Source organism: Streptomyces sp. CA189 (genome assembly GCF_056428985.1).
Genome location: NZ_JBWJVM010000014.1, coordinates 1 through 14,625, shown reverse-complemented (window position 1 = coordinate 14,625; position 14,625 = coordinate 1). Strand labels below are relative to the sequence as shown.

Below are 14,625 nucleotides of genomic sequence, written 5' to 3'. Positions count from 1 at the left end.
GGACCTGTCAGACGGTGCTGTTCTCCGTCTGCTCCTTCTCCTCCAGACCCTCCAGGCTGTCCATGAAGGAGGAGACGGAGAACACCGCGCGCCCGGGGCCGGCCGGGCCGTAGCCGGGCGGGGAGCTCAGGCCGAACTCCTCCAGCGTCGCCCGGTAGGTCTCCAGCAGGCGGACGTGGTACTCGAGGGGCGCGCCCAGCGGGTTGGCCTTGCCCAGCGGGGTCGTCGGCTCCGGGCACCAGGTGGTGAAGCGCGGGACGACGCCGTGCGACATGAAGAACCGCAGGCCCTCCTGGGTGGACGCGATCGCCTCGCTCACCTTGGTGAACCCGAAGGGCTCGGCCATCTCGATGCCCGCCACGAAGTTCGGGATCACGTTGCGCGGGCCGAACACCTCGGTGGAGTCAAGGATCCTGCGGTGCCATTCGTCGCGGCCGACGTAGCGCTCCTTGCCGGGGCAGTGGAGCTTGAACAGGTACTCGTCCCACACCTCGAAGTTGGGGTGGTAGATCTTGACACCGTGGTCGTGGAAGCGCTGCACGGCGTCGCGGGGCAGGGCCTGGGCGACGACCTTGCCGGTCCAGCGGCCGGGGAAGCGCTCCTCGATGGCCTTGGCGTACTGGCCGTAGAAGTCGGCCTCGTCACGGCCGCCGACCTGGGAGGTGATCGAGCCGCCCGTGAGGGTGTAGGCCCGGGAGATGCCCGCCGTGTCGTACCGGTCGATGATCTCCAGCGCCTCCAGCACCTCCTCGACCGGCTTCACGCCGGTGTAGGGGCGGCCGGCCGCCTTGTGCTGGCGCCAGTTGTGGTTGATGTCGCAGAACTGGCACTCCTCCTTGGCGCCGAAGTACTGGCACACCCGGAAGACCGTCAGGTAGATGAGGTAGCCCCACTGGATGGTCGGCGCGACCTCCATCACCGACTTGCCGTTGGACAGCTTGTGCTTGTAGTACTCCGGCATCGGCGGCAGGCCGACGTCCGCGATCCGCACGCCGTCCAGGTACAGGCCGAGCGCACCGTCCTCACCGCCGCGCACCACGTACGGGGAGTCCGGGTTGACCCGTACGGAGACCACGGTGCGGCGCAGGTCGTACGGGCCGCCGGTGAGCACGATCTCCTCGGGGGGCCGGTTCAGCGCGGCGGCACCGAGCTCCGGGAGGGTGCGGTGGTCGAAGGAGAAGATGAAGTACGACTTCGGCTTGACGTCGCCCGAGGCCCCGTCGGCGCCTCCGCTGAGCGCGGACTCGTCGAAGGCCATGCCGCCCCGCAGGAGGTCTTCCTTGATCACGGCTTCCCGGGGCACGTGCGGGAAGCGCCCCATCAGGTCCTCGATCAGCGCGGTACGGCTGGGACTCTGCATCTGCGGCTCCATTCCAGGCTCTTGCCGGGCCGCGGCGGTCCGCCCCCTTGGCGTTCCGCGCGGCGCGGCGGTGATCTCACTGTAATCAGGGCGCCCGGGCCCCGACGCAGCGCCTCCTCGGCGGCTCCTCAGGGCATCAGCTGGTACTCCGGGAAGTTTCCCGGGAGCCGTTCGCCGGCGGGCCCGTGGGTGACCGCGCGGACCAGGAGTTCACCGCCGACGAAGGCGCCCCGCCAGGAGGCGCCGAACCCGCCGAAGAGCTCCTCCCGGTCCCCGCGCGAGCGGGGCGTCCCGTGGCCGGTCTTGAAGGCGCGGATCTGGGGTGCGAGGCGGCCGAAGGTGGCCGGGTCATCGGTGGAGAGGGTGGCGACCAGGGCTCCGTTGGAGGCGTTCATCGCCGCCAGCAGTTCGGCCTCGGTGTCGACGAGCACGATCGTGTCGACTGGGCCGAAGGGTTCCGCGTGGTACAGGGGCGAGGAGGCCGGCGGGCTGAGGAGGGCCAGCGGGGCCACGTAGGCGGAGGTGTCCTGGCCGGGCAGGAAGCGGACCGGGTCCAGGGTGCCGCGGAAGAGGGGGACGGCGCCGCGGTCCACGGCCGCCGCGGCGTGCTCGGTGAGCTCCGCGGCCTTGGCGGCGTTGATGAGGGGGCCGAAGTCGAGCTCGGGCAGCGGATCGTCGGGGTGCGCGACGGCGAGGGGGGTGTCCCGTGCGGACGGCGGAGACGGCCTGGAGGTAGGCGGAGAGGAAGGCGTCGAAGGCGGTGCGCTGGACGACGAACCGGGGGTAGGCGGTGCAGCGCTGCTTGCCGTAGTCGAAGAGTTTCGGGATGGCCGCGCTCAGGGCGGTCCAGTCGGTGTGTTCCCAGATGCCCCAGGTGTTGAGGCCCTCCTGTTCGAGGATGTGGCGTTTGCCGAGGTCGGTGAGGGCGGTGGCGATGCGGGCGCCGGTGTCGCGGCCGCCGACGAAGGAGACGCAGCCGATCTCCGGGGAGCGGACGAGCGCCTCGGAGAGTTCGCCGCCGCTGCCGCTGACCAGGGTCACCGGGATGTTCTCTCGGTGGATGAGGGCGCAGGCGAGGGTGAGGCAGGCCAGGCCGCCGTCGGTGGGGGTCTTCGCGATGACGGCATTGCCCGCGAGGGCCTGCACCAGCATCGCGTGGACCAGGACGGACATGGGGTAGTTCCAGCTGGCGATGTTGGACACCGGGCCGTCGAGGGGGGTCCGGCCCGCCAGCATCCTGTCGATGTGCTCCACGTACCAGCGGACGCCCTCGATGGCCCGGTCCACGTCCGCGCGGGCCGCCCGCCAGGGCTTGCCGATCTCCCACACCAGGAGCAGGGCGAGCAGGTCGCGGTGTTCGGTGAGGGCGTCGAGGGCGGCGGTGACCCGGGCCCGGCGCTCCGCCGGCGGAACCCGCCGCCACGCGCGGTGCTGGTCGAGGGCGGCCCGTACCGCCTTGGTCGCGGTGCCCGCGTCGAGCCGGGGCGGGCCCGCGATCGGACTGCCGTCCACGGGGCTGGTGGCGGGGAGGGCATGGCCGTCGCTCTGCCAGTCGCCGGCCCAGAGGTTCAGGACGCCGTCCTCGCGGAAGGCCTCCGGGGCCGCGGCGAGGGCGCGCCGCCAGGCATCGGCCCAGGCCGTGCCGGGCTTGAGGACGAGGGGGGTGGGCTGTGCCATCTGTGAGTCTCCGCTCAACGACGGGCGGGGCAGGGAGGTTCCGACCGTACGTACCTTCCGTGCGGCATCCGTGCTCTCGGGCGTCGGCGGCGAGTCGCCCCGGCGCGAGCCTCGCCCCTGCCCCGGCGGCCGGCGGCCGACGGCGAGATCTGCGCCGTCTCCGTCACGGGTGAGCGCCGTGGTGCTCGGGGGCCGAGTCCAGGGTTCCGCCGAGGCCGGCCCGGGCCTGGGTGAGGGCCTCCGCCGAGGGCGCCGTGATGATCCAGCGCTCGCCGACGAGGTACGTGCCGCCGTACTGCCGGGACTCCGACAGCCAGGCGGCACGGCCCTCCGCCGTGCTGAAGGTGACCAGCCGGAAGGCCTGTGCGCCCACCGCGCAGGCGCCCTCGCGCACCTCCTGGGCGTCGACCGTCACCTCGGGGGTGCAGCCCAGGACCGCCGCGATCCGGTCCAGCGGCTCGGGGGCGGGGGGCGCGGGCGCCGTTCGCCCCCCGCCGGCTGTGCCCGCGGCGCCCGCGCTGCCCGCGCTGCCCGCGCCTGCCGTGCAGCCGACGCAGAGGAGGGCGGCGAGCAGCGCGATCGCGCGGGGCGCCCGGGGCGCCCGGTCTGTCGTGTCGGGCACGGCCGGTCAGCCCGCCGCCGGGATCTGCTCGCCCGCGGCGTTCACCGCGAACCAGAGGTCCTGTAGGCCGTGCCCGTTGGTCTGGCCGGGTGCGGTGTCTCCGGTGAAGAGGTAGACCGGCCAGCAGTCGATCGTCAATTGACGGGTTCCGTCGGGGCGTTCCACGGAGCCGACCAGCCCGGCGGCAATTCCGACTGCCTTTCCCCCTGCCACGGGTGCGGCCGGTTTCCAGGTGTTCAAGCAGGAACCGAGGCAGCCGAATTTCATCGGCCAGGCGCTGTCCTTTCCGAACCGGTAGAGCGTGCGCCCCTGGGCGTCCACCATGAGCTTTCCGAGTTTCGCGTCGTCCACGGCGGAGAGCGGCGCGGATTCCTTTCCGGCGCCCGCCGGGCCGCCGTCCGCCGCTTCGCCGCCGTCCACGGCCTTCTTGCCGTCCGCCGCCTTCTTGCCGTCCGCCGCCAGCGCGTGCCACGTGCCGCCGACGCCCTCGCCCTTCGCCTCGCCCGGCCGGGTGTCCTTCGCGTACCGGTACACGGGCCACCCCGCGAGCGTGAGCTGGCGGGTGCCGTCGGGCCGCTCGACCGAGCCGAGTGATCCCGCGTCGATGCCGGCCGGGGCCTGCGCCCCGTCCGCCGGTACTGCGGGCCAGAGGGTGGCGCAGCCGTCCTCGCAGTTCGACCGGGACGGCTGGGCGGTGTCCTCGTCGAACCGGTAGAGCGTGGCTCCCGCCGCGTCCGTGACCACGCTGCCGACCTCGGGGATCTCCCGGACTGACAGCCTGCCGGCCGGGGTCGGGTCCGCGTCCGCGTCCGTGTCCGCGCCCGCATCCGCTTCCGTATCCGCCTCCGACCCCTCGCCGTAGCCCTCGCCGTCCCCGGCGCCGTGGCCCACCGCCCGTTCTGCTCCGGCCGCCCGGACGGTCACCGTACGGGCGCCGCCATCACCGCTGCCGCATCCCGACACGAGCAGAAGTACCGTCAGCACCGATCCGGCGGCGGCCGTGGTCGCCCGGTTCCTGTTGCCCATGGTTCTCTCCTTCGGTTTTCCATTCCGCGTGCGTCCGTCGGGATATTCATAAGGGCTGCGGGGGCCGCCGCATTCGATGGCGCGGGAATTTGTCAGATCACGCCAAAGCGTGAACTCATTCCTGGATGCGGAGCGCGAGCGCCGGGCAGCGGCGCACCGCGCGCAGTGCTTTCGGCCGCAGGGGACCGGGGACCGGCATGACGCCGCGGGCCGGATAGCCGTCCTCGTCGAGCCGGACCACATCGGGCAGCAGGTCCACGCACAGGCCGTGCCCCTTGCACAACGTCCAGTCGACGACCAGGCGTTCGGGGCTCTCGTCCGCGGGCAGCGGCAGGGCGCCCAGCACACGGCGTCCGCAGCCGCTGCCCAGGGCGTGGTCACGGAACTCGTCGGGGAAGACGGCGAGCGCGGAGGCCACGAACGAGGACGTGCCGTCCGGGTGGGAGCAGGCTCCCCGGCCGCGCACCCCCCGCATGCGGGCCTGTACCGCGTCGAGGGCCGCGCCTCCCCCGCCGGCCACGAGCCGTTCCACGGCGTCGGCGAGCGAGGGAAGCCCCCGTACGCACGGACCGCACTGGCCCGCCGACTCCCGTGCCAGCCAGCGTGCGACCCGGGCCACCTCGCCCGCCGGACACGTGTCCTCGGGCAGCGGCAGCACCGCGCCCGCGCCCAGGACGGCGTCGTGGGCCGCCAGCGACTTCCGGGAGATCAGCGCCTCGCGCGCCGCCCCCGGGTCCAGCCAGCGGCCGTGGAAGCCGCCGATCAGCACACCCTGTCCGGGCACCGTGCCGCACAGGTCCAGTACGTACTCCAGGGACGTGCCCAGGGGTACCTCGACGACGGTCGTCCCGGCCACGGTCAGCAGGGTCGTACCGGGTTCGTCGGGCAGACCGGCCGTGCCGTACGCGGCCGCGCCGAGGCGGGCGGCGACGGCGAGCTGTGCGTAGGTCTCCGCGTTGGACAGCAGCGTGGGCAGGCCGCCGAGGCCCCGTTCGCTGGTCCGCGTACGGTGCCCGGAGGGCAGGGCGGGCCCGCCGTCCAGGCCGTTCACGAGAGCGGTGCCCTCGCCCGTGACGAAGCGTTCGGGGAGCCGGACGACGCGCACGCGCCGCCCGGCCGGGCCCCGTTCGGCGACGGCCTCGGTGAGCGAGTGCTCCACGTCGGGCCGGGTGACGCCGACGACCACGTCCTCGGCGCCGAGCGCGGCGGCGGCCACCAGCGCGCCGTCGAGCACGAGGTGCGGCACGTAGAGCAGCAGGGCGGCGTCCTTCAGGCAACTCGGTTCGCCCTCGGTCCCGTTGACGACCACGGCGCTGCGTCCGTCCTGCCCTCTGGCGGACCGGATGACGGCCCGGAGCTTGCGGGCGAAGGGGAAGCCCGCTCCCCCGCGGCCGCCCAGGGCGATGCCCTCGGCGAGTTCGACGAGCCCTTCGGAGGGGTAGCGGGGCAGGGCGCCGTGGACGCTCAGGTGGCCGGACCGGTCCAGCCGCTCCGCGGTGTCGAGTCCGGCCAGCAGCCGGGGTCCTCCCACACAGCCGAGGGCGGGCCGCGTCCCGGAGCCGCTCATCGTCCGCTCCGTACGCCGTCGAGCGGCTCGGGCGACGAGCCGGACGGCCCGGCGGACGGCCCGGCGGACGGCCCGGCGGACGGCCCGGTGGCCCGCCCGGCGGACGGATCCGCGGCCCGTTCCGGGCGGCCGGGGAACACCGTGGTGCCCCGCTGCCGGGTCAGCCGCGCGGTCAGCAGCTCCGCCGCCCACTCCGCCGGCCTGCGCACGAAGGGCGCCGGCCGGTGCGGCGGCGCCTGCCCGGGCACCCGGGAGGGTACGGACGGCGCGTGCGGCGGCGCGTGCGGCGGGGACTGCGCCGGCGGCGATGCCGGTGCGCCGGACGGTCGCGCGGGGTCGGCGCGCAGCGGCGTACCGGGCCTCGTGCGCGGCTGCGCGGCGGCCAGCGTACGGAGCTTCGCGCGCAGCCGCAGCGCCAGCAGGCCGGCGACGGCGAGCAGGCACAGGGCGTATCCGGCAGTCACCCAACCGCTCGCGGGGCGACCGGACTTGAGGCCGTGTACCAGTGAGGCCCCCCAGGCCGGGTACGCGCCCATGTGCAGGGCGCGCCACCACAGCGACCGCCCCCGGGTGGCGAAGGTGCCGCGGACGGCACCGGAGACGGCAACGGCGACGAACCCGTAGCCGGCCAGGCTGCCGAGGCCGATGAGCAGCGGCTGCCGGCCGTCCGTGAAGGGCAGGAGCACGGCGGCGGCGTCGGTCCGGGACCGCCCGACCTTGATCCACACGTGCAGGAGGAGGAAGCCGAGTCCGGCGACGGCCAGGCCGCGGTGCGCGGCTTGGGCGACGAGCCGGTGCCCGGAGGCGAGCAGTCTGCGGTCGGTGGCCGCCAGGCCCCACAGCACGGCGCCCGTGAGGGAGACCAGCGAGAGCACGCCGGCCGCGTGGTCGAGGAAGTCCCACAGGCGGGTCAGTGCACCGGCGCGGGCCGCCACGAGCAGGGCGGCCGCGGCCGCGAGGGCCGCCGCACCCAGGGCGGCGGGGTGCGGTCCCCCGGCGGCGGACAGCAGCGGCGGGCGCCGCACCGCCCGCCGGCCGGAGGCGCTCGTCGACGCCGGCGTCGACGCCGTCGGGGATGCCGCCGTGGATGCCGGTCCGCGGACCGGTCCGGGAACCGGGCCCGATACCGGGCCTGATACCGGGCCCGATGCCGGTCCGGACGGCGCTCCGGCGTGGCGCCGGGTACGGCCTCTCGTGCGGCGGGCCCGGTGCGAACGGCCGGGCAGACGGGGCTGGAGCAAGGGCATGTGGTCTCCCATACGTCCGGACCCGAGCACTTCCACCTCGCGCTCGGCGCCCGGGGGTCGACGTCGCAACCGCTCCCCGGCGGGCGGGAGATGGGCGCCTGGCCCACCGGGCCGGCCGGGAGCGGGGGCCGGAGTGCAGAAGCATCGTGGAGGTATGCAAGCCCTCCACGGGATTTATCGAAACGTGATAATTTCTGGCCCTCGCACAGCCATCGCATCGAACATCCCCGGAAGATTCCCTTCCAGTGGTGCGGTTGCGACGGGGTTGACACCTGATCCGCCGCCGCGCCTCCCCGACGGCGATCGAGCCGATGCCGCGGGACTGCGGGCTTGCCACCGTCCCACGGGGCAGGCCATACCCCGGCTTGAACGAGGTAACAATGTGCGAACTTCTGAACCGCATCTGGTCCCGCCCGCGCGGCGAGTGGACCCGGGTCCTGCGCAAGGAACTGCCCACGGTGGCGGCGGGGTTGGTGGAGGAACTGCGGGAGACCGTCCCCGGATTCTCGGCGCTCGTCGAGGACATCGGCGACGAGGTGGTCAGACGGAGGATGGAGGGGGCCCTCCTCACCGCCCTCGGCTACCGCGAGGGCGCCGGCGGAGCCGGCCCGGCCCGCGCACAGGAGACGTCGGACCACCACACACCGACCCGGTCCGGCCCCGGACCCGCCGTCACGACGACCGCGGACTTCGAGGCCGAGCACGCCCGGCCCCACCCGCACGCCCACCCGCACGCCCACCCGCACGCGGCCTTCCGGGGCGGTGAGTCGCCACCGCTCCAGGCCGTGCCCTTACAGAGGTTCGGCTCGGTCCGCGAGCACGCCCGGCGCGAGCTCTTCGCCCTGCTCACGGGTGACGTCCCGCACCGCGAAACGGCTCTCGCGGAACTCGCCGAACTCGCCGGCCCGGCCGGATGGCCCCTCCCCGTCGCCGTGCGGGCGGTCGCCCTGGCCTCGCCCGGCGAGACCCAGCAGCTCGCGGCCCTCCTCGACGACTGCCTCGGCGGGATCGTCGCGGGTCAGCCCTGCCTGCTCGTTCCCACCGCCGACCCGGAAGCCCGTACCGCCCTGGACGGAGCGCTGCGCGGCCGCCTCGCCGTGGTCGGCCACCCGGTGGCGCCCGGTGACACCGCCTCCTCCCTGCGCTGGGCGGTACGCCTGCTCGCGCTGGTCCCGGCGCAGGCCCGTTCGGGCCCGGACGCCCGGACCGTCTTCGTGGACGACCACCTCTCGACGCTGCTGCTGCTCCAGGACGAGCCGCTGGCCCACGCACTCGCCGCCCGCTGGCTGCGGCCTCTGGCGGACCTCACCCCGCGCCAGAGCGAGCGGCTCGAAGTGACCCTGCTCGCCTGGCTGGAGGGCGGCGGAGCGCCCGAGGCGGCCAAGGCCCTGAGCGTGCACCCGCAGACGGTCCGCTACCGGATGCGCCAGTTGGAGAAGCTCTTCGGCCCCGGCCTACGGGACCCCCGTACCCGCTTCGAACTGGAACTGGCGCTGCGCAGCCGGCGGTTGATGGCCCAGGTCCGGCTGCGTCCGGTCCGCGGCAGCCGCCGGGCCCGCTTGGTGGGCGCCGACTTCCGCCCGTCTCCGGGCGACGGCCGCATCGCCCGCGTCAACGGTCTCTGAGTCCTCGCGGAGCGGGAAGAGCAAACAGAACGGACGGACGAGGCGGTGCCGGCCCCGGAGTGTGCTCCGGGGCCGGCACCGCCTCTGCGTCCGGTCAGCGGCAGGTGCGTCCGCCGTTGACGCAGCGCACCGCCCGGGCCATCAGATCGTCCGGCATCACGTTGATGAAGTCGCCGTGGTCGGTCACCGGCTTGTGCAGCTGCTCGGGGAAGCTGTCCACCGCGAAGCGGGCTCCGGGGGGCGTCGCGTAGACGATCCGCTGCACCAGTTGGGGGACGGCCTTGAAGCCCGCGGGGCAGGAGCCGTCGCGGCCGGCGAAGGCCACGTGGGTGCGGTGGTTGGCGCTGTCGGTGTTCTTTCCGTCCCAGCAGCTCTGGAAGGAGAACGTCCGCACCACGTCCGTGCCCTTGGGGCAGATCGGGTACTTGTCCTTCAGCTGGCGGTTCTCGAAGCCGGTGCAGCTCCACGAGGCGTTGGCGTTGGCCGGGCCGTTGGTGAAGGCCTTCGCGTCGCCCGTGATGATCCTCAGGAAGCGGGGCATGGCGGTGACCCGCGAGACGGGGCTTCCCCGGAACTGGATGGTCACCTGCTTCGGTCGCAGGATCGTGCCCACGTTGGCGTCCTGGCCGCCGCCGGGGGCTCCCGCGTCCTGCTCCGCCTTGCCGTCGCGCAGCCTCAGCACCGGCCAGTAGTAGGTGGACAGGTCACCGTTCGTGCACGTGGTCGCGGACGCGGCGAGGCTGTTGTTGGTGGAGAAGGCGTCCGTGGTCCTGTTGCCCACGTAGTCGTGCATGTGGTGGGCGCCGTTGCTCACCCCGGGGGCGACGATCACGTTGTCCGGGTTGAGGTGGCGCTCTTCGTTGCGGCCGCATTCCACGGAGAAGGAGCCTTTGGAGGCGTCGGACTCGGGTGCCGGGCGCCGTACGTTCGGCTTCACTGAGCCGATGGGGACGAAGTCGGCGCGGGCCGGGCCTCCCTTCGCGGCGCCGCCGCCCGCGCCGCCCCGGACGGTCTCCTCTTCGGCGGCCGGCGCCTCCCGCATCGCGCAGGCGCTCAGCTCCGCCAGCCCGTCGGGGCGGGCGGCGGTCCGCCCGATCGCCTCGGAGACACGGCCGATCGAGGCGCCGCGCCGCTCCTTCAGCTCCCCCAGCAGCGCGTCCGCCGGCGCCCGGCCGGTGGCGAGCCGCTGGTAGGCGTCGGCGATCTGGGTGTCCAGACCGGCGAGTTCCCGGTCCACCTCGCCGCGCGCCTGATCGGGGACCTCGCGCAGCCGGTCGCCCACGTCGGGGCAGTCGATGGTGGCGGTCACCGGAGCCGGGCGCGCCGGGTCCTGACCCGCGGAGGCCGCCTGGCCCGCGATCACCACCCCGCCGCCGCCCAGGACCAGTGCGGACGCGGCGGCGAGCGCCTTGTACAGGGGGCGCGACCGGCGTTTGTGGCCTGCCCTGTCCCGGCGCGCCGGGCCTTCCGTGGAGTCGTTGTCGCGCATGTGATCACTTCACTTCCTCGGTCGGGTGTCGGTGGGAGGGGGGTCCGTGGGTGCGGTGGCCCGGGGCGGCGCGGCCGGGGCGGGGGTGTCCGCGAGGCCTTCGAAGTCGACCAGTCCGCTGGCTTCGAGGACCGCGATGTGGTCCAGGACCGTGGCGTTGGCGTCCGTGGCGAGCTCTCGGACCACGGAGTTGCGGGTCTGCGCCCGCACTTGGGCGACGAGCGTGAAGACCTTTCCGTGCGCCCGGCGCAGCAGCTGGATGAACAGCCGCTCGTACGTGGCCGCTTGGGCCCGGTCCAGCTGGTCGAGCCAGGCCTGCTGCTGGCCGTTCGGCCGGTCGGGCAGTTCGACGCCGAGCGCCTGGCCCACCTCCAGAACCTTCCGGTCCAGTTCGGCGTGCCCTTCCACGAGGTGCTCGCCGGCCGTCCGCACCGACTTGCGGGTCCCCCGCTCCTGGGCCTGCCGGCCCGCGGGCAGTTCCCACAGGCCGGCGAGGCGGACCTTGCGGACGAACTCGCGGTCCTGCGGGGTCAGCGGGCCGAAGGCCGTGTTCACCACCCCGGCGCCGTCGTCATCGGCCGGGGCGGGCGAGGCGGTGGGGGCGGGCGCCGGCGCCGGGGCGGCCGTGGCGGTTCTGCCGCCGAAGCTCCGGACCGGTATCAGCAGTGCGATCAGCGTGAGGGCGAGGGCTCCGATGACGATGCCCGTGCCCATCACGTGTCGCGAAGCGACCGACATGCCGCCGACGTTCGTCCGACGGATTGACAGCACTGTGCCTCCTTGGCTCCCGAGACGGCCCGGGAGGCGCCGCACGGAGCGCGCCGCTCCGCCGGGCCCCGGGTGCCAAGGGACGCTAGTGCCGGCTGCGACTCCCCCGCCCGAGGCCCATCCGGACTGGACAAACATCCGGGCGACTCCCCGAAAGACTGCTACGGTGCCGCGCGCCCGGACGCCGTGCGGCCCGCACCCACCGACACCTGACACAGGGACAAAACACCGGGCGTGTCGGCCAGTTGTCCGGATTTCAGGTCGTTCGCGAGGAGTAGAGGGGCCCGCCCCTCAGGTGGATTCGCCCGGACCGCGGCGTGACCCAGGGTGGGGCGGACCACCGCCCACCCGAAAGGAAGGCCCTCGTGCGCAAGAAACGACTGGCATCCCTCCTGGCCGCCGCCGGGCTCCTCGCGAGTTCCGTGCCGCTGTTCGCGGCCGCCCAGGCGTCCGCCCTGCCCACCGGCACCGTCCGGGCCGACACCGTCCAGGCCGACACCGTCCAGGCCGGCACCGTCCAGGCCGGCACCGACTACCTGCGGCAGAAGCCCGCCTGGCACCGCTGCGCCGCCGACCGGCCGGCCACGTACGAGTGCGCCACCATCAAGGTGCCGCTCGACTACAAGCGGCCCTCGGGAAGGACCCTCGACCTGGCGATGTCCCGGGTGCGGAGCACGAACCCCGCCAAGCGCCACGGGATCCTCCTGATGAATCCGGGCGGGCCGGGCGGGAGCGGACTCGATCTGCCGCTGAGCCTCGGCGAGGCGGTCCCCGCGGAGGTGAGCGAGCGGTACGACCTCATCGGCTTCGATCCGCGCGGGGTCGGTGCCAGCAGCCCCATCAGCTGCGGGCTGGCCGAAGCCGAGCAGGGCATCGACCGGGCGTACCGGCCCGGATCCTTCCCCTCCGACGTGGCCTGGGCCCGGACCATCGCCGAGAAGTGCCGGGAGAAGGCCGGCTCCGTGCTCCCGTACATCACGACCCGCAACACCGCCCGCGACATGGACACGATCCGTGCCGTCCTGGGCGAGCGGAAGCTCTCGTACCTGGGCTACTCCTACGGGACGTACCTCGGCGCGGTGTACGCGCAGCTGTTCCCCGGCCGGACCGACCGCTTCGTGCTCGACAGCGGAGTCGACCCGGAACGGATCTGGCGGGGCATGTTCCAGGTCTGGGCGACGGAGGCCGAGCCGGCCTTCGCGCGGTGGACGCGGTGGGCGGCGGATCGTGCGGGCGAGCACCACCTCGGCGAGAGCCCGGCGGCGGTGTCGAAGACCTTCTGGGACCTGGTGGCGCGCGCCGACCGGGATCCGATCGTCTTCCAGGGCCAGAAGATCAACGGTGACGACATCCGGGGCGCGCGCGGGCTGTTCTTCTACCCGGCGCAGGTCACCCCCCTGATCGTGGCCCTGAAGGAGGCGGCGGAGGGGAAGCCGGCCACGACGCCCGGCGCCTCCGGGCCGGACTTCGACATGAAGCGGGCGCTCGCCGGCGAGTCCGGGCCCCGGGCGGAGCCCGCCTCCGACAACGGCGTCGCCGTCTTCTGGAGCGTGGTCTGCGGGGACACGGACTCCTGGCCGCGCGATCCCGAGCGCTACCGGCGCGACGCGGTCCGGGACAAGGCCGCGTACCCGCTCTACGGGGACTTCGCCTCGAACATCAAGCCGTGCGCCTTCTGGCCGCGGCCGCTCGAAGCGCAGACCCCGATGAAGGCGCGGGCCGCCGTGCTGACCGTGCAGAACGAGTGGGACTCGCAGACCCCGCTGGTCAGCGGCCAGGGCCTGCACCGGGCGCTGAAGGGCTCGCGGATGGTGCTGGCCCAGGGCGGTGAGGGCCACGGGGTGTACCTGGCCGATCCGTCCTCCTGCGCCCACGCCCCGGTCACCGCGTACCTGGTCACCGGCCGGCTGCCGGCCGAGGACATCACCTGCCGGGCGACGCCGCCGGTCGCGGACAGGCGGGGGGCACCGGCCAAGCCGCTGCCGATTCCGTCCGGGCCCGGACGGTTCTGACCCGGCCCGGCCTCACTCCGCTCGTGGGGACGCCTCCGCCGCCGCCTTGATCCGGCGGCCGAAGTCGGGGGCGTCCTTGCGGGCCGCGCCCAGGGCCAGGCCGACCAGGAGGCGGCCGAAACCGTGCCCGGTCAGGGTGTTGAAGACACGCAACCGCGTCCGGCCTCCCGGGAGTTCCGCCAGGTCGTAGCCGCCCTCGGCGGTCACCAGGTTCTTGCTCAGCTCCGACCAGCGGATCCGCCCCGGCGCGTCGAGTTCGGTGATCCGGAACTCCCGGGCGGTCTTCATCCCGGCGTCCTTCACCGTGCTGCGGAAGACCGTCCCGACGGCGGTCGGGCCGTCCGGGTTCCGGGTGATGCGCTGGACGCGCGGGCTGAACTCCGGGTCGTTGCGCCCGTCCGCGAGGTACGCGAACACCTCCGCGACGGGCCGGTCGATCTCGACGCTCGCCTCGAACAGTCCGGACATGCCCGCTCCTCACCACAGCCCCCCGCCGACTGCCGCCGGTACCCCGCCTTCCACGATCGCAGAGCCCCGCTCCGGGCGCACCGCCGCGCGCTCGGGGGCCCGGTCCCGCGCCCTCAGCCCCGTCCGCGCGCTCAGGCCCGTCCGGAGGCCGCGGCCCCGGCCCCGGCCCCGGCCCCGGCTCCCCCGGCTCCCCCGGCTCCCCGGTCAAGCAGGGCCAGGTCCGCGCTCAGCGAGTCCAGCCAGGCCATCGCGGTGTAGAACACCGCCGGGGCGCCCTCGGGTCCGGGCCGGCGGGGGGCGGGGCCGGCGGGACCGGGGTCCGTGGGCCCGGCGGCGTGTACGGGGTCGGCGGCGGCCGCCGCGCGGCGCAGGCCGGCCGCCACCCAGGCCCCGTACTCCCGCACCACGGCCTCCTCGCGCGGGCCCGGCGGGGCGCCGGGGGGTCTGCGGCCGCCCCAGAGGACGTGGTGGCCGGTCATCATCGCCGCCTGCCAGTCCTCGCCCGGGGCGGCGGCGGGATGCCGGCGCTCCGTCTGGTACTGGGCGTACGCGCTCTCCGCCATGGCCAGCGCGTGCCGCACCCGCTGGTCGGGCTCCACCGCGCGGGCCCGCCCGAAGGCGGCCGTGGCCGCCTGGACGTCGTCGGCCGCGGCGTGCAGCAGCTCGGCCACGGCGCGCCCCAGTTCGTCGTGGGCACCGCGCGGCCAGGCCAGCAGCCCGCACACCATCCCGATCACGCTGCCGACAAGAACTTACAGGAACCT

General features: G+C 74.4%; 11 protein-coding genes and 1 pseudogene. 2 read left to right on the top strand and 10 right to left on the bottom strand.

Translation table 11 applies throughout. The features are described 5' to 3' along the window. Window positions 1-7: 7 nt before the first annotated feature. The 6 genes and pseudogenes from AC061S_RS13955 to AC061S_RS13930 form a co-directional block, all read right to left on the bottom strand. On the bottom strand, window positions 8-1,360 hold the full coding sequence (locus tag AC061S_RS13955; protein WP_478686236.1) for a radical SAM protein: 1,353 nt from the start codon (window positions 1,358-1,360) through the stop codon (window positions 8-10). 128 nt (window positions 1,361-1,488) lie between these two features. Beyond that, window positions 1,489-3,037 (bottom strand): annotated as a pseudogene (locus AC061S_RS13950) (aldehyde dehydrogenase family protein). Between the two features lie 163 nt (window positions 3,038-3,200). Then, entirely contained in the window at window positions 3,201-3,659 is a 459-nt protein-coding gene (locus AC061S_RS13945; RefSeq protein ID WP_478686235.1) for a hypothetical protein, read from the bottom strand. Window positions 3,660-3,665: 6 nt separating this feature from the next. Next, on the bottom strand, window positions 3,666-4,685 hold the full coding sequence (locus AC061S_RS13940) for an SCO0930 family lipoprotein (protein WP_478686234.1): 1,020 nt from the start codon (window positions 4,683-4,685) through the stop codon (window positions 3,666-3,668). 115 nt (window positions 4,686-4,800) lie between these two features. Next, window positions 4,801-6,252, bottom strand: a complete 1,452-nt coding sequence (locus tag AC061S_RS13935; RefSeq protein WP_478686233.1) for an NADH-ubiquinone oxidoreductase-F iron-sulfur binding region domain-containing protein — start codon at window positions 6,250-6,252, stop codon at window positions 4,801-4,803. Continuing rightward, the gene (locus AC061S_RS13930) at window positions 6,249-7,277 is read right to left on the bottom strand and encodes a hypothetical protein (RefSeq protein ID WP_478686232.1); all 1,029 of its coding nucleotides are present in this window, start codon (window positions 7,275-7,277) and stop codon (window positions 6,249-6,251) included. Before AC061S_RS13930 ends, AC061S_RS13935 begins: the two co-directional genes overlap by 4 nt. Before the next feature lie 602 nt (window positions 7,278-7,879). On the opposite strand from AC061S_RS13930, the gene AC061S_RS13925 reads away from it, so the two are divergent. Further along, window positions 7,880-9,124, top strand: coding sequence for a PucR family transcriptional regulator (locus AC061S_RS13925; RefSeq protein WP_478686231.1), 1,245 nt, complete (start codon window positions 7,880-7,882; stop codon window positions 9,122-9,124). A gap of 94 nt (window positions 9,125-9,218) precedes the next feature. On the opposite strand, the gene AC061S_RS13920 is transcribed toward AC061S_RS13925, so the two are convergent. Both AC061S_RS13920 and AC061S_RS13915 read right to left on the bottom strand, forming a co-directional pair. After that, a complete protein-coding gene (locus AC061S_RS13920) occupies window positions 9,219-10,613 on the bottom strand; it encodes a DUF1996 domain-containing protein (RefSeq protein WP_478686230.1) in 1,395 nt (464 codons plus the stop codon). 9 nt (window positions 10,614-10,622) lie between these two features. Then, window positions 10,623-11,351, bottom strand: a complete 729-nt coding sequence (locus tag AC061S_RS13915) for a DUF4142 domain-containing protein (protein WP_478686229.1) — start codon at window positions 11,349-11,351, stop codon at window positions 10,623-10,625. Window positions 11,352-11,746: 395 nt separating this feature from the next. Here AC061S_RS13915 and AC061S_RS13910 point away from each other — a divergent pair, with 395 nt between their 5' ends. Next, window positions 11,747-13,393 (top strand): alpha/beta hydrolase, encoded by a 1,647-nt coding sequence (locus AC061S_RS13910; RefSeq protein WP_478686228.1) that lies wholly within the window; start codon window positions 11,747-11,749, stop codon window positions 13,391-13,393. Window positions 13,394-13,405: 12 nt separating this feature from the next. Here AC061S_RS13910 and AC061S_RS13905 read toward each other — a convergent pair whose 3' ends face one another. Together AC061S_RS13905 and AC061S_RS13900 are read right to left on the bottom strand one after the other, a co-directional pair. Continuing rightward, entirely contained in the window at window positions 13,406-13,861 is a 456-nt protein-coding gene (locus tag AC061S_RS13905) for an SRPBCC family protein (protein ID WP_478686227.1), read from the bottom strand. A gap of 131 nt (window positions 13,862-13,992) precedes the next feature. Next, on the bottom strand, window positions 13,993-14,598 hold the full coding sequence (locus tag AC061S_RS13900) for a hypothetical protein (protein WP_478686226.1): 606 nt from the start codon (window positions 14,596-14,598) through the stop codon (window positions 13,993-13,995). Window positions 14,599-14,625: the final 27 nt, after the last annotated feature.